The organism is Pseudomonas sp. S8, from assembly GCF_050473925.1.
GTDB classification, from domain to species: domain Bacteria; phylum Pseudomonadota; class Gammaproteobacteria; order Pseudomonadales; family Pseudomonadaceae; genus Aquipseudomonas; species Aquipseudomonas parakoreensis.
Window position 1 is genome coordinate 1 of sequence record NZ_JBFDVZ010000013.1, and the last position, 20,930, is coordinate 20,930.

Sequence of the window (20,930 nt, forward strand, 5' to 3'; positions counted from 1 at the left end):
TCTGACGGATGCCAACTGATGGTGGCTTCTGCATTCATGGATTAGACCGCGCTCGCAGGCAGCGCTGTCCGCAGCTCAAGGGTATCGTTCGCGTGAAAATTCTAGTTACCGGCGGCGCCGGCTTCATTGGCTCGGCAGTCATCCGTCACATCATCTCCAATACTTCTGATTCTGTCGTCAATGTCGATAAGTTGACTTACGCCGGCAATCTGGAGTCTTTGGCAGAAGTCAGCCAGAACCTCGCGTTACGCTTTCGAGCGCGTCGATATCTGCGATCGTGATCAGGTTGACCGTGTCCTGCGTGAGCACCAACCGGATGCAATCATGCACCTGGCCGCAGAGTCCCACGTCGATCGTTCGATCTCCGGCCCGTCCGAATTCATCCAGACCAACATCATCGGTACTTACAACGCTGCTCGAAGCTGCCCGCCACTACTGGGCAGCGCTGGATGATGCGCGTAAAGCCAGTTCCGCTTTCACCATATTTCGACTGACGAAGTTTACGGAGACCTCGAAGGTCCGGAAGACCTCTTCACCGAGACCACACTTACCAGCCAAGCTCGCCATACTCGGCCAGCAAGGCTAGCTCTGATCACCTTGTTCGCGCTTGGGCACGCACCTATGGTCTGCCGACACTGGTTACCAACTGCTCGAACAACTACGGCCCTTGCCACTTCCCTGAGAAGTTGATCCCTTTGATCATTCTCAATGCACTGGAAGGCAAGCCGTTGCCGGTTTATGGCAAAGGTAATCAGGTACGTGACTGGTTGTATGTCGAAGATCACGCTCGTGCGTTGTACAAAGTCGTCACTGAAGGTGTATTGGTGAGACTTACAACATTGGCGGTCATAACGAAAACAAAACATCGAAGTGGTGCACACCCTCTGTGCGCTGCTTGATGAGTTGCGTCCTGATTCGTCCATCGTCCTCATGCCAGCCTGATTACCTATGTCCAAGATCGCCCTGGACATGACGTGCGTTACGCAATCGATGCGAGCAAAATTCAGCGCGAATTGGGCTGGACTCCGGAAGAAACTTTCGAGACCGGTATTCGCAAGACTGTCGAATGGTATCTGAACAACACTGAGTGGGTTGAGCACGTGAAGAGCGGCAGTTACCAGCAGTGGATCGATCAGAACTATGCGGATCGCTCGAACAAGGCATGAAAATCCTTCTGCTGGGTAAGAACGGTCAGGTAGGTTGGGAGCTGCAGCGCTCGCTCGAGCCGCTTGGTCAGTTGATTGCGCTGGATCGCCAGACTGCCGACGGGGTCTGTGTGGTGATCTCACCGATCTGGCCGCCGTGCGTGCGACGATCCGACGGATCAAGCCGGATGTCATCGTCAACGCCGCTGCGTACCACCGCAGTCGACAAGGCAGAATCAGAACCTGAGCTGGCCTTCATTGTGAACGGCCAAGCGATGCAGGTCTTGGCCGAAGAGGCCGCTGCTCTGAATGCCTGGCTGGTTCATTATTCAACCGATTATGTCTTCAATGGTATTGGTTCCATTCCATGGCTGGAGACGGATGCTGTCGGCCCGGTGAATCAGTACGGTGCGAGTAAGCTGGCAGGCGAGCAGGCGATCATTGCGTCGGGCTGCAAGCATCTGATCTTCCGGACCAGTTGGTCTACGGAGCGCGCTGGCAACAACTTCGCCAAGACGATGTTGCGGTTGGCAAAGGATCGGGAAACGTTGAATGTTATCGCGGACCAGATCGGAGCTCCGACAGGGGCTGATCTGATAGCGGATGTAAGCGCTTTGGCTATTCGTCAGGCGTTGCAGCAGCCGGAACTTTCAGGTGTTTATCACTTGGCGGCCAGCGGCGAAGTGTCTTGGCATGGGTATGCGGCTCATGTCATTGCGTTCGCTCAGGCCAATGGGGAAAAACTTGCAGTAACGGCCGTCAATCCAATCGACACGACTGCTTACCCGACTCCTGCACAACGTCCCCTGAACTCACGTCTTAATACCCAGAAGTTACGTGCCAAATTTTATCTACACTTGCCGGATTGGCAAAGTGGTGTGAACCGAATGCTTAGGGAAGTTCTGAACAAATGACCACGACAAATCGTAAAGGCATCATCCTCGCTGGTGGTTCGGGTACACGCCTGCACCCGCTGACCCTTGGCGTTTCCAAGCAGATGCTGCCGATCTACGACAAACCGATGATCTTCTATCCGCTGTCCGTGTTGATGCTCGCGGGGATGCGCGAAATCCTGATCATCTCCACGCCGGAAGATTTGCCTTGTTTTCGCAAATTGCTAGGTGATGGAAGCGTTTACGGATCAAGCTGACCTATGCAGAACAACCTAGTCCCGACGGTCTGGCCCAGGCATTCATCATCGGTGAAGAGTTCATTGGCAAAGATCCTTGCTGCCTGATTCTTGGTGACAATATCTTTTACGGGCAGCACTTCTCGGACAATTTGCGTTCTGCGAGCACTCAGCAAACAGGCGCTACGGTCTTCGGTTATCACGTGTCTGATCCGGAGCGTTTCGGTGTTGTCGAATTCGACGAAACGGGCCGTGCTCTGAGTATTGAAGAGAAACCGCTCAAGCCTAAATCCAACTACGCCGTGACCGGGCTGTACTTCTACGATAACGATGTTGTCGAGATCGCGAAGGGCATCAAGCCATCTGAGCGTGGTGAGTTGGAAATTACGGACGTCAACCGTGCGTACCTTGAAAGAAAGACGCTGAGTGTTGAAATGCTCGGTCGTGGATTTGCCTGGCTCGATACAGGCACGCACGATTCGCTGCTTGAGGCCAGTCACTTCGTACACACCATCGAACAGCGTCAGGGCCTCAAGGTGGCTTGCCTGGAAGAGATCGCATACCACAACGGCTGGATCACTGCTGAGCAACTCGGTGCCCAAGCCGATGCGCTGAAGAAGACTGGTTTATGGCCAGTACTTGCAGAAACTCTTGGAGCCAACTAATCGCTGAAAATGGCGATTTGATGCAAAGGATGTTTTGTGAGTGCTCGCCAAAACCAAACGCCAGTAAAACCCCGTATCGCTGTTTTGCTGGCGGCCTACAATGGTGTGCGCTGGCTAGAAGAGCAAATTGAGTCAATTCGCCGCCAGACGGCGGTGGATTTGACGATTTACATCAGCGTCGACCCTTCCACTGATGGTACCGAGGAGTGGTGCGCCGCGACTGCTGCGAAGTATTCCGAAATAGTTCTTCTGCCTGTCTCCGAGGTGTTCGGGGGCGCTGCTCGCAATTTTTTCCGCCTGATTCGTGACGTCGCGTTCGACGGTTATGACTATGTTGCGTTTTCTGACCAGGATGATATCTGGGATACAGACAAGCTCGAGCATTCTGTCCGGATGCTGCATAGTCATGGTGTTGATGCGTATTCCAGTAATGTCACCGCATTCTGGCCAAGTGGCAAAACGCTTCTGTTGGACAAGGCGCAGTCTCAGGTGGAGTGGGATTATCTATTTGAGGCCGCTGGTCCCGGCTGTACTTATCTGATGAGCCGCAAGGTCGCCGACCCGTTGAAGGCATTAATGCTTCAGACTTGGGAGAGGCTTCAGTCTGTGTCGCTGCACGATTGGTATGTCTATGCCTTTGCGCGCAGTGCGGGATATAAATGGTTTATCGACTCTCGCTCAACGTTGCGTTATCGCCAGCATGAGAGGAATCAGGTCGGCGCTAATACCGGAATAAAGTCGCTTGTTTCGCGGTACAAAAGCATTAACAACGGATGGTGGTTCTCTCAAGTCAACTCATCGTATCGCTGGTTGGTTTGGATGTGCACCCCTTTGTTTTGCAATGGCGGGCGTTGGGCAGGCTGCAGCTTCTATCGCTTTCAATGAGTGCCTTGAAGTGTCGGCGGCGGGCGCGTGACAAGTTTTATTCTTCTGTGTTTGCTGGATCAATGCAGCAATGTGGCAGCCTCTACAGTGTGCTGATAGCACTATCACCGCTGCGAAAAAGTAAGGTTCAACGAGACGTCTCTCGCGTGAGTGAGAGCCTGTCTGTCAGGTGCGAAGCGACGTCTTTCAAGCCTTGAGATGTATCAGTGGCCTAGTACTCTCAAAGCGCTATCTCCTTCCCTTCATTTATCGATAAAAATGCATGCGACCTCATCAGTTCAATGATGGGCACATGCCTGCGTACCCGGCCAAGGAAAGGCCTGATGCGTTTCCACGATAAGTGGGTTGCTACCGAAACACTGTGGTTGCCCAGAATGAAAAATCCTCGATAGATGCATTTCCACCTATCGAGGATTCTTGGGAAGTGAGGTCACTGCAGCGTGCGGTCAGTGCCTTAAAGCGTTTTTTTGGCAGCGGAGGTTATCAGGTCAACTGATAACCTCTCGATGGCGTGTTTTTCCACTCACACCCGGAATTGATCCTGTTTCAAAAAACGGAGAGTTTCTTGATGTCTCTTTAATAGCTAGCCGACAGATCAACCCAGTTGTTGTTGGACATTCCGTTGTTATCTACGGAGAACCTGTAAGGTCGGCCCTGTGAGTAAGGAAGGTCGACAGACAGCGAAGTCCCCCACTTTGATAACACTTCTTTCCTTGAAAATTTTGCCATCCAGATAGATCGTTACGCCGGCGGTCGCTCCACCACTGGCCACTGCGCTGTCGGAACGCCTTTGGAGATGGCGACCACTACTGGCAGTGTTTTGCCGGGGCTGGTGATGAGGCTAGACACTTCAGATTAAAGGAGGTCGGTGTGTCCCCTGGATGCACAAACAATGTCTGGCGCTCGGTGTTTTGGCGGACGATGCCGTATTTGTCTCCAAGCACCGGGTCACTGACATACTGCCCGATAGGCAGCAGGTTCGAGGTGTTCTTGCGATAGAGTTTAGCGCCGCGGCCGAGAAGTTTCGTCCAGAAATCGGCATCGAACTCGCCCACGAAGTCATAATTCATGATGATTTCAGGGATGGTGCAGGCGCTGTAAGAACTGCCCCAGCTACATACGATGTATTTCGGATTGTATGTTCGATTTGTATAAGTTTTATCGCCCTTCAGCAATGCAGTTGCGACGCCAGGACTAATAAGCCCAAGTTCATTCCACAACCGTGAATTTTGGACCCAGTTGCATGCCAAAGGAGCCCGGTTCGGCCATTTCGATAACCGTGCCATCGGGCTCTGCTTTTTTGAGGTATTGCGCAATGTCGTAATAGGCTTTGGTGTGTGGGTTCACGTTCTCGCTGGTTAGCCAGAACTTGATATGCGCAATGTTGGCCACCAGCAGGACTGCTGCGCACAATGCAATGAACAGGGCGGGTTTGGCGTTGGTTGTCTGGGTTTCATTGTTCTTGCCGGCCAGTGCACAGAAGCCGCAAAAAGCGATAATCATCAACGAAAAAACGGCCGGGATGCCATACCATCTCCAGAACGTTACGTTGATTGAAATGTAAAAAACCGATGCTGATGACCAGAAATACCAGCCAGCATGTCCCGATAAAGGAATGTTGTTTCTCGATGAATGCCGTTGGGGGCCGGTTTTTTCGAGCTGAACAGGTTTATTCCGAAAAGAACAACACCTACTGAAATCGCTACACCAGCGATCCAGCTGATACTGCCGGATACATAACCAAGGATGCTTTTAAGGTTGTAGGTCGGGAAACCGCCAATAAGTATTTGCGCTTTTTTTGCATCCATTGTTCCCGGTGATATGCGCCCGTAGTAACTATAAAGGAAGAGCAACCATGGAATTGCAATCAGAAAAAAGCCACACGCAAACTGAATCAGTTGTTTGTTGGTGAGCGCGCGTCGTAGGCCAAGATTGTTGTAACAGCATGTAGGCGCAGCAAATGATCGGTGCGAAAAGCACAGCGTCGGGCCTGAAGGTAGTCGCAATGGCTACAATGATTCCCGCCGCAAGCATTTTTTCATAGCTGGCGAGGACAACGCCTACAAAAGCAAGCGCGAGGAACGCATAGGTTTTCATGGCCTGCGACCTCATTGAACGAATAAGCGGTGAACAGGAGACTGCCAGCCCCAGCGTCATAAGTGCTGACGTGGCAGGCGAGCTGCGTCTGGCAGAGATACAAAAAGCGAACAGTGACGTGATGAGTAGCGCCAGGGTAGAGATCGCGACCGAAATATTTTGAGTCGACAAATCCAGATGAAGGGTCGATGCAAGTTTGTTGAATGTAGCCAGAACGATTGCGTAACCTGCTGCCGTGGTGCCGTAGTACTTTTCCCCAACGTTAAAAGCCAGGCCGTCACCCTGTGACAGGTGGAAGGCATAACGATAGGTAATGAAAGAGTCATCGACAGAGTAATTCTGATTTCGTAAGTAGTACGCAATCGCCATTGCGATCAATAGTCCGATGACTATGATCGCGCTAATAAGGCCTTTGCGCGCTAATTGCCCCCTGACCGCCCATGATGAATCGCTCCTGAAAGAGTCGTTGAATTAATAAATTATGTTTTTTGGGTGGGAAGTTCGGTCCGATTCCTGGTGGTCAGGAATAATGCACCGACTCCCACAGCGAACCACAAGGTGGCCAACCGAATGAGCACTGTTGCAGCGACAGCATCGGAGCCGGCATGCCCTTCCACACGAGCAAGGCGACCATCACTGCTTCAGCGCCTCCCAGACCGCCAGGCATGAAGCTGAGGGCTCCGGCAAGCATGGAAACCGAATACACGAATATGGCAAAAGTCAGCGGTATTTCCGCCCCCATTGCATTGAGTATCCAATAGAAGCAAACGCTTCTGCGCCCCAGGCCATCACGGTCAGCAGAGTGGCGATCAGCAGCGTCAGTGGTCGGTGACACAACTGTGCCTCTAGCAGAACATTGAGCAGATGACGGGCCATTGCTTTAAGGTTGCCGCCTTCGCGAGGGAGCTTTTGTGTCATGTACACAATGAGCTTGCGCTGCGACAAGCGGTAAAGACCACACCGACCAGTACGACCCCCGCGATAATCAGAGGAAGCGCTTGTGGGTAAAGTGTCAGGCCGAACAGTGCAAGCAGCACTACGGCAAACAGGTCGTTGAGCCGTTCACTGAAGAATGCCGCAAAGCTCTTCGCATAGGGCCACGCCCAAAGGTTTAAGCAGTACGCCACGCATGGCTTCACCCGCTTTCCCGGGGGTCGTGGTCAGGGCAAAGCCGGACAGGTAGATTTTCAGGCTCGACGCCAGGGCACCGGATGGCCGAGCGCCTTGAGGTAAATCTGCCACCTGAGAAACCTTATGGCGTAGTTCAGCGAAGACATCGACAGCGCCAAGGTGACGCCCATTAAACCGACTTGGGCGACGGCATTGACGACCGCCTCCCATCCGCCCCACAAGGAAAACCCCAGATAGCCCAGCGCTGATGCGACGATCGACAGAACGACTGCTCTGTATCTCCAGCCTGATAGATAAATGGCCCTCGCTCAAAGATTCAGCCTCTTGAAGACTGCCTGAGGCACGCATCGGATAATCAGCATGATCAGTGCCCAGAACCCGGGGGTGTAGAGGACGGCAGTCTTGCGTTCGATACCAGCGACGATGCTCTTGGCCACCTGTTCGGGTTTGGCTACGAGCGCAGCAGGCAGCGGTAACCCTTGAGTCATCGGGGTATCCACAAAGCCGGGTTTGATGGTGATCAGATGTACGCCAACTTTGAACAGGCGCGCTCTGAGGCCTTCGCAAAAACTCGATACCGCAGCCTTGGCCGCACCGTACAGATAGTTGGACGACGTCCGCGATCACCGGCAACCGAAGAAATGACAGCCAGCGTACCGCAGCGTTGGCGTTCAAACTGATTGGCCAGTAGGGTCAAAAGAGCGATTACGGATGTGCCGTTGTTAGCAAACTCCTTGAGAGCCACATCGACATCCTGCTCGCAGACTTTCTGGTCTGGCAGCGTGCCGTGGGCGATCAGGGAGATGTCGATCTGGTGCAGCGCAGCAAGGCAGCTGTCGATCATCGCAGGATGCGCGTTGAAGTCGTTGGCATCCATGATGTGAATAGTGACGGATTTTGCACCACGAGCACTCAGGTCTGCGCGGGTCTGTTCCAGCTTTTCTTCGTTGCGCGCGACCAGGAAAAACTCGCAGCCCTGGGCTGCCCAGATTCTGGCACACGCAGTAGCAATGGCCGATGTGGCTCCAACAATCAAAACTCGTTTCATTTTGTCACTCGTTTCCAGAAGCGGGACATCAGGAGGGATCGCGAAGGGCTTCCAGTCGCTCCCAGGCGGGATAGGCTTGACGAAAATCTTTCCCGCTCATATGCGCATCCTTGGCCGGATAGAGTCGTCCACCCGCGTCGTGCACGATGGCATCGAGGCGTGCGAACAGAGCGGCCAAGTGTTTGTTTTGAGGGAAGTCCAGGGCGAGCGAGGTTCCGGGATCGGAAGGACAGCAAGCCTGGCGAAGTGATTTCCCCGCAACGCTTGAGCACGGCCAGAAAGGAACCTTGGCCTGATTGTGCGATAGCGCTGAGAAGTTCGCCAATGGCGACCTCTGCCACTGGCTGAGGTATCACGCATTGGTACTGCTGGAAGCCACGGCGACCATAGATCCGGTTCCAGTGATCAATTCGATCAAGCGGGTAAAAGAAGGGTTCGTAATTCACCCGTTTGCGCGTCTGTGTGGCGGGATGCACTCGCCAGTACGCTTCATTGAACGTATGTAACGAAAGTTTGTTGATCAACGAAATCGGAGGTGTGATCGGCACGAACAACTTGCTGCGCTCTTCGACGGTTTTAGCGCCATATTCCGCATGATCACCCACAAAAAATACGCCACGACCGGCTTGCGCACCTTTGGCCAGACAGTCAATCCAGGCGACGCTGTACTCGTGCTGGTGGTCCAGTTCCTTGGACAAGGCGAAAAAATCCGCCAGATTGTCAAAACGTACCGCGCTGCTGTCGATCTGACAGGACTTGATCGGTATCAATTGGATCTCGGCCCAGGTGATCACTCCTGTCAGACCCAGGCCAGCGATGGTGGCCGCGAACATTTCGGGAGCTTCGACCGGCGAACAGGTCAGCAGATCCTGATCATAACGTTGCAAACCCAAACGTCGCACATGATTGCCGAAGGTGCCGCGCACATGATGGTTCTTGCCGTGCACGTCATTGGCAATCGCGCCCCCCAGCGTAGCGAACTGAGTGCCCGGTGTTACTGGCAGAAACCAGCCCCGCGGGATGGCAACGGCGAGGATTTCGGCGAGCGTGATGCCTGCTTCTGCTGTCACCACACCCCGTTGCCAATCGACTTCGATAAAGCGATTCAAGGTCCGCATGTGCAGTACGTGATCGCTGTCGGCCAGACAGCTATCGCCATAGCTACGGCCATTGCCGTATGCCAGGGTGCTACCGAACTCGGAATTCAGGCAGTCCAGTTGCTGAGGTACTTCGCTTTTCCAGGTGCAGCCGTGAGCGGTCTGTGGGGCCTCAGGATAGAGGCCCCAGGAAAACAGCGGTGCACTCATGATGCTGCCCAGAACACGAGGCAGAACAGCGCCCCTACCACCAGGCTGATTCGGTCGCGTACGGCAAATACAACAGGGTCATCGTGCATTTGTCCGCGATGGGTGAGCATCCAGATCCGGGTAATCCAGAACAGCAACAATGGGCACGCCAGCCAGATCAGTTGGGGCCGGGCATAGAGTGCGACGGTACCCTGATCATGGATATACAGCGCAAGTACCATCACAGCGAGGTAGCCGGATGCGGCGCCCAGGGATGAAATCATCTCCAGGTCGTCGGGGTAATAACCGCGGCCGCGGGTTTTTTTCCGTATGCCCCTTGCGTCGGGCTTCACGTAACTCGGCATAACGCTTGACCAGCGCGAGGCTCAGGAACATGAACATCGAAAACGCCAGCATCCAGAAGGTCAGTTCCAGGTTCAGGGCCGCGGCGCCCGGCAATAATCCGGATTGTATACAGCAAGGCCAGCGCGATGACGTCAATGGCCATTTGCCGTTTCAGTGACAATGAGTACGCAAGCGTGAGTATGTAATAGGCTGCCAGTACGCCACAAAACTCCCAGGGGAGTAATAGCGCCGCACCTGTGAACGCGGTGATCAATAAAAGAGGAAACGCGAACAGTCCGAACTTTATGGACAGTCGTCCCGACGCGAACGGGCGATGACGTTTAGAGTGGTGATGCCGGTCGTCCGCCAAGTCCAGCAGGTCGTTGAGCAGGTAAACGCTGGAAGCGCACAGACCGAAAAGCAGGAACGCTATAAGGCTCTGCCAGAGCATGTTCAAATTGGTCAACTGATGCGCAGCCAGCATCGGAGCAAGAATCAACAGGTTCTTCATCCATTGATGCAGGCGCAGTGCTTTGGTCCAGTCCTTGATGGCCGACGGTGCGGTGCGAATGACTTGTTCGACATTGCCCTGAGCTCGCGCTCGACGCTCGACGCCGGACTCCGGATCGACTACGTAGGCCATTCGTGCTGCGGCCCAGACGGAGATATCGTCATGGGAGTTGCCGATATAGTCGAAGCCTTGCTCGCCATAATGCTCGACCAGCAGATCTCGCTTGCGGTGGGACGACAGATTGGTCTTTTCGTCGGACGCCAGCACGCTGTCGAACAAATCAAGATGCTCGGCAATGCGCTCGGCCAATGAGTGATGGCTTGCAGTTGCCAACACTACCGAACGACCTGCACTGCGGGCGGTTTCGATCAGCGCGATAACTTCCCGATTGTATGGAAGAACGTTGACATCGATATGAGTCGCATTGGCCAGCTTTGATTTCAGCGTGGCTTTGCCGTTGGCCAACCATTTGAATGGCTTGAGCAATTGCAGTGGGTGACTGCGCAAGAAGGCCATACCGGTTTCGAGCAACAGATCGGAGCGCAACAGAGTGCCGTCGAGGTCAACGACAAGGGGTGGAGCTGAGCCGGTCACGAGGGTTCTTCCCTGAGTGCTGGCCAGCATTAAGGCTTGTCCCAGCGTAGTGAGTCGAGGAGAACAGCGCCGCTGGGCGACAATCAATCAGTAAGGCCAGCGGGTATTCATTAAGCGCGCGAACATAGCACGAACAGAGCTTTTTTTCATGGGTTGAAGGGTACTTCAGATTTTTTCTGTCCTTCGTCGGGTCTCGGTCTCATCTGTAAATGCTTGTGCGTTTTCTGCTGTTTTACATTGCGGGAAGCTTCCTCGCGAATCCATTCAGGACGACTTGATTGCGTGGCCAGGAGCTCCTGCGGTGATCTAATCAAGCGCGCACACCGCTCAGGAACGGGTGCTTGCAAGATCGAGGCGTCTGATGGGCAGCACGCCATCGCGTTGTTTTAGCGAGTTGGGAAAATGGCGCGATGGTCATCCCAGTCCGCCCTGCCTTCCTGAATCTGAATCAATTGGCCGGGAATCGCATAGGCGGCAATGCCCAGCGTCTCGGATTGTTCAAGTGATTTATCAGGGATAGGGAATCTGCATTCGAGAATTTTTTCCCCCTGGCAATATTTTGCCAGGGGGAAATCACCCGCGTTGATGAGTATTTTTTGATTCGAGTCATTCAGGTGAATGGCGAAAATTAGGCCAGACTGCGTTCCGGGGACAAGCTTGAAAAATACAACCTTATGCTTGTCCTCTGTGTCAGTGGGTTGATAGCTAAGATTGGAAATCGTCGTGCCGTCGATGAAGATCACTTTGCCATCGACCGATTTTGACTTTTCAATGCTTGCCATGGAGTAAACCATGCTGGTGGTGATGGCAATTATTGCTATGGCGGGGAGCAACCAATACTTTTTCATGTTCAGAACCTGTTCAAGTGGAAGGCTGCGACAGTGGCAATCAGCACCAGTACGCAACTGATCGCAACTGGACCATAACTGGATCTGAGGTTGTCCTTCACGGAGGCGTGACGGCGATCCCAGGCATTCATGATCAGATGCCTGCAAGGGTCTTCAATGCCTTTATAGAGGAGTGCCGATGATGTGAGCGCAACTATCCAGAATATTGCGTACCCAGTCAGCCCATACGGCTTGATCGCTGCGGTGTATGGCTCAATGAATGTGATCAGAATCGCGTGAACGAGGTAAAGGGAGAAGCTGATTTCCCCCAGAAACACCAGCGGTCTGGTCGAGAGCAGTGACCCGATCGGTCCTTTGCTCAGTGCAAAGACGAGGATCAACGTTCCCCAAATGAGCCAGATACCCTCCCGCTGGAAGTAGTAACCGCGGCGGTTCCAAATGTATCGGCGATACGTGCAGGGTTGCCAGCCAGCAACATGCCTGCGACGACCAAGCCAAGTGCCATCAACTCTAAATACAGCCAGCCCAATTGACTGGCTTTGAACTCATGAATCGCTGGCGTCATGAAAACCTTGGCCAGGAAAATACCAAACATGAATTCAAATACCCTGACCAGCGGGTTGAAATAGAGGGTTCCGAGCAAACTGACGCCGTTGTAATTGTCGGTAGACTTCAACTCCAAGGCGTTACCGGCCCAGATAAATGCCACGACAACCAGGGTTGCAGCAAAAAACAGCTTGGCCCAGTGTTTGCTCCACAACCCGATGAGTAGCGGAAACAGAAGGTAGAAGAACATTTCGTTGGAAATGCTCCATGCCACGCCATTGAATGACAGGGCCCATAGTTTCAGTGGAATCCATGATTGGACCAGTGTCAGGTTTGAAATCAGGCGCAGCATGCCTGTCTCGCCACCAAAGTAGGTGTACCGGTCAAAATGGAAAATCAGGCCTATCCAAATGATGCATGTCACTAAGTGGAGCGGCCAGACCCGGGCAAACCGGGCAACCAGAAACCTCTTGATCGACCCGTCCTTTGAAAAGTCTTTATAGTTGTACGCCAGAATGAATCCGCTAAGCACGAAGAAAAATGAAACGCCCTGACCCAGAGGAGCAGCCTCGGCAATCCCGAATGACCCGAATATCGGGTGCGCATGGGTAAGCACGATCATCGCAGCAGCGAAAAATCGCAGGGACGTCAGCGCGTCCAATTTGTGCTTAACGTTCACAATTCCTACCAGGATAAAAAAAGGGGGGCGTATGGTATCGCTATGTCATGGCGTTTTAAAGATCGCAGGGCGAGGGTGCTGATTCAGAACGGGTTGCCGCCGCTCTGAATAGTTGTGCTGAGCGTGCCCCTGACATTGACTTCGCCAGTGGCCCGTATCGGTTTGGACTGGAAAGGACAAGCCTGATGAGCTTGTCGCTCCCCCATGATATGGAAGGCAAATTTACCCGGTTACTTTGTTGAGCGCTTGCTTTCGATATACCAGGCAATGGTGCGCTTCAGGCCTTCCTGAAGGTTAAACTCTGCTTTCCAGCCCAGTTCCCGTTCAGCAAGAGAGCATTCCAGCACATTAACGGGGACGTCAAATGGTCTCGCTGGAAGAAAGTTTCTCGCGACAGGCGTGTCGGTAATTTTTTCGATAAGTTCTATTAGAGTACTGAGCGCAGTACCTTCGCCAGAACCAATGTTGAAAACGGTTTTTGGCCCTGAATACTTCAGTGCTTTCGAAATGCATTCGCGATATCTTTTATGTATATATAGTCGCGAGTCACCGAACCGTCGCCCCAGATATCGATTGATTGGCCGGCGGTTGCGCGGCTGACGAAAGCGGCTATAGCGCCTTGAGCTGTTTCGATTCTTTGTCTTTCACCGTACGGGTTGGCGACACGCAGAATGACCGGCTTTATATTATGAAGCTTGCTGTACAGATAGAGATATTTCTCAATGGTCAGCTTGCTTATTCCGTATGAGACTTCAGGGTTTGTCGGGTGCTCTTCAGTCAAGGGGCACTGTACAGGTTTGCCGTATACGGTTCCGCCTGATGAAATAAAAACAATTTGCTGAACGTTCTGTTCAACCATAACGTCAAGCATGTTTAATGTGGCGATGACATTGGTCTGAATGTCATAAATGGGATCATCGTTGGAAGATTTTGGCAGGGTAGTGGAAACGAGATGGAGCACGCCGTCGACGCCAGTGATCGCTTCTTCAAGGTCGTGTTTACTCTGCAGATCTCCCGAGATCCATTCAACGCTTTCGTGGGGCTCGAATGCTCTGTAAGGTGGCACGCGAGGGCGTTCGAAAATTCGAAGACTGTGCCCTTCTTCCAGCAGTTTGTCCGCGATCGCAGAACCGATAAACCCACCACCGCCAAAAATTACGTATTTCATGATTTATTCCAATTATTCATGAGGATTTGATGAGTTCGGCATAAACGCCTGAAAGTACATTCACATAGGCATCTAGCGATTCACCTGCCATCCTTCCTTGATCCTGATTGTGGGCCGGGTCATTTACCATTGCAAGATGAGACTCCATTCGTTGTGCCAGTTGTCGGGCGTTACCGGGCTCAAATACTGCTACGTTGTCGTCCTTGCCCAAGTACTCCGTTATGCCCGTTACATCACTGGCAATGACCGGTGTGCCGCAAGCCAACGCGTTCAATAGCACAAGCGGTGCGTTCTCTCTCCATGTTGAGGGTATGACCAGCGCGTCCAGAGAACTCAAGATGTTGCCAATATTTTCATGGGGAAAAGTGCCCATGAATCGGACGCGCTTATCTTCCTGGATAATGGATTTGAGCGTGTTGAAGTATTCCGGATATTGTTGTTTGTCACCGTAAACTAAAAAACGGGCATTGACGTGCGGCAGCGATTTGATCGCCTGCATGAAAATATGGCAGCCCTTATGTTCCGTCAGCGTACCGATGAAGCCAAAGGTTGCAGTTGTTTTGGTTGGTGCAGCTAGGTCCGGTTCTTTAGGGTGAATTAGTGGTGATTGAATACCGTACCTCAGGCGTTGGATTCTGCTTTGTGAAAGTCCCGTCTGGAGCAATAAGTTTTCTATAAATAATGTCGGCGGCAATATTCTGTCGACTTTTAATAGCGCTTCTGTAATAACTTTTTTTCTATTGCTCAAATCAACCAAGGGGGAAACAAGTCGTTTCAGTGAAGTGTTGATAAGGGTTGAGGTGGTCAGGGCAACAGATGAAAAAATTAATTGAGGTGTCAATGCCAGCAGGGTACGAGTTACTCCCTTTTTGTTATTGATGGCGACATGTTTCAAGCAGTTTCCGGCCAGCAAGTTCGGGCCTGTGCATTCAGCCTTTCCCCATGGCTTTACTAGTTGGCAGGATCGACAGCTTATCCAGTAGTCGGTCGGTGTATAGACCGTCGGGATTTTCTCGTCAAAACAAGCGTTCAGTGCTGCGATCGTCAGGTTCTTCAGATGAAAAAAATGCACCAGGTCCGGCTTGAGTTGTTCAAGAAGGACTCTGAATGGCTGGTAGATGGAAGCATTGTGGTACTCGTCGATCATTCGGGTGCTGGAGAACCTTCCCGGTGCATAGGGAATGTTGAATTGATGCACCGTAAAGTCTTTGTATACGTATGTTGAACGCTCTAGCGACTCGGTATCGTCCAGTTTTGCTGTGACGATTTCGACTTGATGGCCCTGTGCTCTTAGCGCTTGAGCCGTCGATAGAGTCAGGACTTCTGTTCCCGCAGAAAAAAAACGGAAAAAACTGGTGAACGCACAAGAGGATGCGCTTGCCGATGGCCAATGGCTTATCAGATTGCATGGTGATGAATTGTTTCATGCATTTTGATGGTTCCGATTGTGCAGACCGATGGATAGACTTCCATTCGACGGGCGTTGAGCGCTCTAGTCGTTCAGCAACTGTCTGTCGGGGAGAAGGTGGACTCTAAAACAGTATGGGGGGCAAATCCGGTAGTGGCCGTCCCTGGCCACGCCGTTGGTAGACAATCCTCAGGCTGATTCAGTTGCCTTTGAGTACATGGCAAATGTCTCTCGGGCCATGATTTCCGGCGTCCTTTCGTAGTTCGTGGTTTTCGCGAGATCGTAAAGGGCTTGTGGGTTGGCAACCCAGGCTGACAGCTTGCGATAAAGATCTTCGGCGCTGCCGCGATCGAATATCTCTCCGTTTATCCCGGCCTCTACAAACTCGGTCATGCCGCGCACATCCGATACCAAGGCAGGGGTGTGGGTGGCCAGAGCGTTCAGCAGCACCAGTGGGCTGTTTTCATACCAGCGTGACGGGATTACCAAGGTGTCCATATCGCGCAGGATATTGACCATATCCTTGCTCTCGAAAACGCCACGGAACTCGATTTGCGTGCCGGAGCTTTTGGCTTTCAATTCTTCCATGTACGCCGGGTCCTGGTCGGTTGGACCATAGATCACCAATCTTGCACTGTCTTTTGGCAGGCGATTGAAGGCATCAATCAGCAGATCTGTACCTTTGTGCGGTGCTATCTGGCCGATGAAACCGATCACTGGAATGTGTTCGGCGTCTCGCTGCGGCTTCGGCGTGCGATCGACATCGATGCCGAACCACAAGGTTTTCATGGGTACCTTGATGTCGTTGTTGACATAGGCTTCCCTTAAAAAGGTGGTTGGCGCGACGGCACCTGCGTAGGAGCCGTTGTAAAGAGCTCCAAGAATGTCCGGACGCTCCGCGATGTAGTCGATCGTTTGATCGAACACACTGTTTTTCACGCCCGGCATTTTGCGCAGAGCAGTTACGGCGCTGGCGATGAGCTTGGCTGACGTGCCATTGTTCGCGTATCTGATCCAGCCCTCTTTCGACGTGCGCGCAGTCTCTTTCAAGTAGCAGGCCACGCAGTTGCTGCGAGTTCTGGACGGGCCTGCGCACAGTGCACCGTCGGCTGCTTCCAGTTTATTGGTCAGGCAGAAACCGAAGAAGTCCGTGAAAGTTGCGTAGGTCGGAATGCCCAAGGCCTTGGTCGCTTCGAGCAAGGCACTGGTGTGGTTGATCAAATGAGTGACGTGAACGATGTCCGGTTTCAAGTCGGCGAGAATATCGGTCAAGACCGGACGCATCTCCGCCTGGTAGTACGTTTCCTTGATATTGACGTGAGGGATTTTGTTTTTGTCGACCAGGACAACTTCAAAGCCTTCATGCTCATATCGAGTGATCAGTTCTGCTGCCGCCGGTTCGCCCTGGAACAAGGCGCTGACGATGACTACCTCGTGACCCCAGTTGCGGTAGTTCTTTGCCAGTTCCAGCGTATAGGTTTCTGTTCCGTAAAAATGATCCGGAAAGAAGCAGTGCACAAAAAAAACGATTTTCATTGTTTGGTTTCCGCCAGGGTTTCGGCATAGATCTGGTCGTAGCTCGCAATCATTGCCTGGATCGAGAAGTGAGCCTCGGCTCTTTCGCTGTGACGGTCGGCAATGTAGGTGCGACGAGCACTGTCATTCAGCAGATCTACGATGATGTCAGAGAGCTTGTCCGCATCGCCGTAAGGGGCGAGCAGGCTGCTGTCATCGACAATCTCGCCAATTGCACCGATGTCATACCCGACAACCGGAACATGCATGCGCATCGCAAAAGGACTCACCTGGCCGAAGCTTTCTTTCCAGACCGGCGCAACAAACAGCTTCATGCGGCGGTACAAGTCCGGCAGTTGCGAGTAGGCGACATAACCGGTGAACTCAAAGTTGTCTGATACGCCTGCCGAGTTCACCGCTTCCTTGAAGGTCTCCATCAGACTTCCGCCACCGACAATCAATACGCGGGTCTGCGGGCGTTTCTGTACGGCTTTGATGAATGGAGTAATGGAGTCAGCATTAAGCTTGTCCGTTTCCAGTCGGTAAACCATGCCGATCGTGTCGGTAGCAGTCTGATTGGGCGCATCGGCTTTGAACATCGAGAAGTCGGAGCCGGGATAAACCGTTGCATTCGGTGCTTCTGCTTGTCCAAAAACGTTGCGAACGTAATCACTGACGTATACGTAACGCTTGATGGAGGGCGACAAGTAAGGCGCAACCGGTGTGTTGATGTTCTGGATGACGGGAATGCCTAATTGTTGCGCGGCACGCATGGTCTGGTCATACCAGGGTTCATCACAGTCGCCCCAGTAGTGCATGTGAATGACATTTGGTTGTAGTGCTTGCAGGTACTCGACAAAAGGCATCTCGTCTGCAGACAGTTTGATTTCCTTGATGGTGATGCCCGAATACGCGGCGGGGATCGGCGCATGGCTGGTCAGAATACTTTGCTCGAACCGGACGCCCAGGTATTCGTAGATGTCCACCACCAGGCGTGAGGAGCCGCCGGTCATGAAGTTGGCGATGACATGCAGCACCCGCGGCCGGACAGCATTCACACTGGTTGGCTGCTTGACGATGTAAGTATCTTCACTGATGTCGGTGGGCGCATCAGTGTTCGACACAATAGCTGGTGGCTGGCCTCTCAGGCTTTTCTTCAAGGCCGAGACGGTCGGACTCAGCAAGCGACGTGCGGGGGCAGGGGTCACGAGGGAGGCGAGCATGTAGGCGATGCGCAAGTATTTCTTGAGATCGTTGGGTTGCGCTGCAAATGCCTGACTCAAACGAAACAGTCGGCTCCGGCCGATGGCTTGTAGCCGTTGCTCGCGATGTGCGACTTCAACGTTGAGCTGTTGCACGATGGCGTTCTTTTGTTCCAGGTGCTGGTTCAGGGCGCTGATCTCCTGCTGTCTTGCTTCAGAGGCAGCCAGTGCTTCTTGCAGGGCGTCATTAATTTCATTCAGCGTGGAGTTCAGATTCTGACTCTGATTGATGGCGGACTCAGCAACCGCCTCTGTTTTGTTGATGAGATATTGGAACGCTGCCTCGGTTTGCGAGATGGCGGACACGAACGCTTCTTCCGTCTGTGTGATCGCAGAGTGAAACGCTGCCTCAGTCTTGGTGATGGCGGCCTGTACGGCGACCTCGGTCTGCGTGATCACAGACTGAATGGTCGCATCTTTGTCGATGACCACCCGATTCAGTCGCGCGGTTTCCGCCACGATACCTGGCATTCTCGACAGTTGAGAGTCGCGGTCACGAAGATGCTGATGCCACCATTGCGGGGTGCGATTCTCAATGTTGGAAACGTATCGCAAGGCATAAGCGCACGAAGAAGCGAGTTCGACAATGGCGCCCAGTTCGGACATACCAAAATCGGTCGGTTTTTCGAGCGAGCCCAATGAGGCGCACCAATCGATGGCGAGGGCCTTTTCTGCACTGGTGACACCTGTACGCCAATACAACGCTGCTTGTTGATTATTTCTTTTGCCGGACTCGATCAAACCCAGATTCAGGTAGGACCTGATTTGCTTGGTAATCAGAGTCGGGCTGTATTGAGTGCAGTCATAGGCCACACAAGTTTTATAAAGATCAATGGCGCGATCAGTGTCGCCTGCGGCCTGCCAGAGTTGGGCCATAACGAACGATATCGATACTTTCCAGCGCAACTGCTGCGGTGAATGATCCGCCTGATTCATGTAAGCGTCAGAATCTTTTGCAAACACTTCCAGCTGACTCACCGTCAGTGTGGATGCCTGCAGCAGTTGGTAAGCCTGAATGCACAGTGCCGCTCCCAGGTCAGGTGAGGTTTCCGGGGCTTGAGCGGCGACTTCGCGGGCAAGCTCGAGCAGCTTCTGAGTGTCTTCGATGCGATGACCGATCGTGACCAGGCCTTTCACCAGCCAGGGGTTGGCATAGTCGTCAAAACGCGTGACCTTCCATCCCGGGTTTTCAGGATAGAGATCGTAGGTGGTTTCGCGGTAAGGCACGGTTGCGCCAAGTGTCGGCGATTTCATGCCGACCAGAAGGCACCATTCACAAGACGGATCTTTTTCGATCAATGTCTTGGGGTCTACTTCATACAGCTCGCGAATGCCGACTGCCCACTCGTAAGCATTGTTGATTTCGGTTTGTATTGATCCGCTGTCTGGGCGTAAGCCGCTTCGACGATGAAGTCTTTTTCCAGTTCTTTAACGATGCGCTCCCACGTGTAGACGTGAAAGTGGAATTCGTTCGGATCTTCTCCGGTTTCGTCTGACCAGTCATTTGGAACGGAAAGTACGATTCGCCCGGACGGGCTTAGGACCCGGTAGAACTCTGCCAGCAATCCAACCGGATCCGGTACGTGCTCCAAGGTTTCAAACGAGGTAATGAGGTCGATCGAGTTATCCGGAATATCGTTCAGCGCTTCCGGCAGCCAGCCTTCTTTGAAGGTGAGTTGCGAATTGACCGCAGAGAAGTTTTTTTCAGCGTATTTGACTGCATAGTTGCTGCCATCAACGCCGAGGATCGAACTGGCGTCCGAGCAGTTGAACAAAGTATAGGCGCCGTAACCTAGTCCGCAGGCCGCGTCGAGGATGCGGTCGCCGTTGCGCACATAGCGACTGGCCAGGAGATAGCGAATGATATGGCCATCGGAGCGACTGCCAGGCTCGCGCGTCATGTCCATGTGCAGGTCGCGCTCGTCTTTCAGCGCTTCCAATGGATAAACGGTGGCGGCTTCCTTGGGAAGCTTCTCAAGCGGTATGGCAATTTTGCCTTGTTCATATTGCAGAGACTGGTAATCGTTGACGCGATAGTAGGCAGGGTGTTTGCGTACGCCGTTTTCGAAGAACAGCATTTCCCAAGCTTTGCGGGCTTCTTTTGTGTCGGGTTCGCAGCTGGTGTCCAGAAACAGGAAGATGTTGCGTTTCGAGACTCTTGGCGCTTCGACAGCCAAACGCTCGAGGGAGAGAGCAGCGTCGTCGGCATGAGTGATCAATACCGTCGAAAAACTCTCGTCGTCCAATAGCAGGTCAGCACCGTCCCATGCAATGAACCGTCCTGGAAGCTGTGCATTGCCGCACTCGGTTTCAGCACCCGGGAAGACGTTGTACGCCTGCACACCCGCCAGCAGGAAGGCCCGCAGCAACTCTGTATCAGGCAGGCCGATATGTAGCACTTTGCCGTTACCACAGGCTGAAAGTACCTGCGAGACCAGTTGTTGGCGTTCCCTGCCGTCAGTGATGCCGAGCAAATGTTTGTGGTGGAAATAGTCATTGGCTCAGCCCTTGAGTTCGATTGCTTTCATGCGGAGGTCGAGGACACCGCCAAAATGGTATTCGCGGGGCTTGGTAGCCACCGTAAAAAATGCCGCCTCGTCACGCCAGTGAAGAATGCGTTGTTCGGCGTAGTAAGGTTTGCCTTCCTGGGGATGGCAGCCAGACCTTT

General features: G+C 52.9%; 17 protein-coding genes and 6 pseudogenes. 7 read left to right on the top strand and 16 right to left on the bottom strand.

The window, feature by feature from the left end:
• The first annotated feature begins 92 nt into the window (after positions 1-92).
• From AB1J88_RS00995 to AB1J88_RS01025, 7 genes and pseudogenes are all read left to right on the top strand, one after another.
• Positions 93-281 carry an NAD-dependent epimerase/dehydratase family protein gene (locus tag AB1J88_RS00995; RefSeq protein ID WP_430289978.1) on the top strand — a complete coding sequence of 63 codons (189 nt, stop codon included), beginning with the start codon at positions 93-95 and terminating at the stop codon, positions 279-281.
• Positions 268-453, top strand: a complete 186-nt coding sequence (locus AB1J88_RS01000; protein WP_430289992.1) for a GDP-mannose 4,6-dehydratase — start codon at positions 268-270, stop codon at positions 451-453. The genes AB1J88_RS00995 and AB1J88_RS01000 overlap by 14 nt, the downstream gene beginning before the upstream one ends.
• Before the next feature lie 86 nt (positions 454-539).
• Positions 540-899: pseudogene (locus tag AB1J88_RS01005) on the top strand (NAD-dependent epimerase/dehydratase family protein); the annotation flags it as partial.
• A gap of 42 nt (positions 900-941) precedes the next feature.
• Positions 942-1,166, top strand: a complete 225-nt coding sequence (locus AB1J88_RS01010) for a GDP-mannose 4,6-dehydratase (RefSeq protein WP_430289993.1) — start codon at positions 942-944, stop codon at positions 1,164-1,166.
• The gene (gene rfbD / locus AB1J88_RS01015) at positions 1,163-2,059 is read left to right on the top strand and encodes a dTDP-4-dehydrorhamnose reductase (RefSeq protein ID WP_430289979.1); all 897 of its coding nucleotides are present in this window, start codon (positions 1,163-1,165) and stop codon (positions 2,057-2,059) included. The genes AB1J88_RS01010 and rfbD overlap by 4 nt, the downstream gene beginning before the upstream one ends.
• Positions 2,056-2,946 (top strand): annotated as a pseudogene (gene rfbA, locus AB1J88_RS01020) (glucose-1-phosphate thymidylyltransferase RfbA). Before rfbD ends, rfbA begins: the two are co-directional and overlap by 4 nt.
• A gap of 29 nt (positions 2,947-2,975) precedes the next feature.
• Positions 2,976-3,948, top strand: a pseudogene (locus AB1J88_RS01025) (glycosyltransferase).
• A 682-nt stretch (positions 3,949-4,630) separates the two neighbouring features.
• Here AB1J88_RS01025 and AB1J88_RS01030 read toward each other — a convergent pair.
• The 16 genes and pseudogenes from AB1J88_RS01030 to AB1J88_RS01105 all read right to left on the bottom strand — a co-directional run bounded on the left by AB1J88_RS01030 (position 4,631) and on the right by AB1J88_RS01105 (position 20,736).
• Positions 4,631-4,894 carry a hypothetical protein gene (locus tag AB1J88_RS01030; protein WP_430289980.1) on the bottom strand — a complete coding sequence of 88 codons (264 nt, stop codon included), beginning with the start codon at positions 4,892-4,894 and terminating at the stop codon, positions 4,631-4,633.
• Between the two features lie 139 nt (positions 4,895-5,033).
• Positions 5,034-5,327 (bottom strand): hypothetical protein, encoded by a 294-nt coding sequence (locus AB1J88_RS01035; RefSeq protein ID WP_430289981.1) that lies wholly within the window; start codon positions 5,325-5,327, stop codon positions 5,034-5,036.
• 41 nt (positions 5,328-5,368) lie between these two features.
• Positions 5,369-5,632 carry a hypothetical protein gene (locus tag AB1J88_RS01040; protein ID WP_430289982.1) on the bottom strand — a complete coding sequence of 88 codons (264 nt, stop codon included), beginning with the start codon at positions 5,630-5,632 and terminating at the stop codon, positions 5,369-5,371.
• A 28-nt stretch (positions 5,633-5,660) separates the two neighbouring features.
• Positions 5,661-6,290 (bottom strand): hypothetical protein, encoded by a 630-nt coding sequence (locus AB1J88_RS01045; RefSeq protein WP_430289983.1) that lies wholly within the window; start codon positions 6,288-6,290, stop codon positions 5,661-5,663.
• 110 nt (positions 6,291-6,400) lie between these two features.
• Positions 6,401-7,351 (bottom strand): annotated as a pseudogene (locus AB1J88_RS01050) (lysylphosphatidylglycerol synthase transmembrane domain-containing protein).
• A gap of 9 nt (positions 7,352-7,360) precedes the next feature.
• Positions 7,361-8,100: pseudogene (locus AB1J88_RS01055) on the bottom strand (SDR family oxidoreductase).
• Positions 8,097-9,407 (bottom strand): annotated as a pseudogene (locus AB1J88_RS01060) (FAD-binding protein). The pseudogenes AB1J88_RS01055 and AB1J88_RS01060 overlap by 4 nt, the downstream one beginning before the upstream one ends.
• Complete coding sequence (locus tag AB1J88_RS01065; RefSeq protein WP_430289984.1) at positions 9,404-9,751, bottom strand: hypothetical protein; 348 nt, start codon at positions 9,749-9,751, stop codon at positions 9,404-9,406. Before AB1J88_RS01065 ends, AB1J88_RS01060 begins: the two are co-directional and overlap by 4 nt.
• A complete protein-coding gene (locus AB1J88_RS01070) occupies positions 9,736-10,866 on the bottom strand; it encodes a UbiA family prenyltransferase (RefSeq protein ID WP_430289985.1) in 1,131 nt (376 codons plus the stop codon). Before AB1J88_RS01070 ends, AB1J88_RS01065 begins: the two co-directional genes overlap by 16 nt.
• A 356-nt stretch (positions 10,867-11,222) precedes the next feature.
• The gene (locus AB1J88_RS01075; protein ID WP_430289986.1) at positions 11,223-11,684 is read right to left on the bottom strand and encodes a hypothetical protein; all 462 of its coding nucleotides are present in this window, start codon (positions 11,682-11,684) and stop codon (positions 11,223-11,225) included.
• Between the two features lie 376 nt (positions 11,685-12,060).
• Positions 12,061-12,909 (bottom strand): acyltransferase family protein, encoded by an 849-nt coding sequence (locus AB1J88_RS01080; RefSeq protein WP_430289987.1) that lies wholly within the window; start codon positions 12,907-12,909, stop codon positions 12,061-12,063.
• A 493-nt stretch (positions 12,910-13,402) separates the two neighbouring features.
• Positions 13,403-14,077, bottom strand: a complete 675-nt coding sequence (locus AB1J88_RS01085) for an NAD-dependent epimerase/dehydratase family protein (protein WP_430289988.1) — start codon at positions 14,075-14,077, stop codon at positions 13,403-13,405.
• Positions 14,078-14,093: 16 nt separating this feature from the next.
• Entirely contained in the window at positions 14,094-15,479 is a 1,386-nt protein-coding gene (locus AB1J88_RS01090) for a glycosyltransferase (protein ID WP_430289994.1), read from the bottom strand.
• A gap of 195 nt (positions 15,480-15,674) precedes the next feature.
• Positions 15,675-17,021, bottom strand: a complete 1,347-nt coding sequence (locus AB1J88_RS01095; RefSeq protein ID WP_430289989.1) for a glycosyltransferase family 4 protein — start codon at positions 17,019-17,021, stop codon at positions 15,675-15,677.
• Complete coding sequence (locus tag AB1J88_RS01100; RefSeq protein WP_430289990.1) at positions 17,018-19,561, bottom strand: glycosyltransferase; 2,544 nt, start codon at positions 19,559-19,561, stop codon at positions 17,018-17,020. Before AB1J88_RS01100 ends, AB1J88_RS01095 begins: the two co-directional genes overlap by 4 nt.
• A gap of 11 nt (positions 19,562-19,572) precedes the next feature.
• A complete protein-coding gene (locus AB1J88_RS01105; RefSeq protein ID WP_430289991.1) occupies positions 19,573-20,736 on the bottom strand; it encodes a methyltransferase domain-containing protein in 1,164 nt (387 codons plus the stop codon).
• Positions 20,737-20,930: the final 194 nt, after the last annotated feature.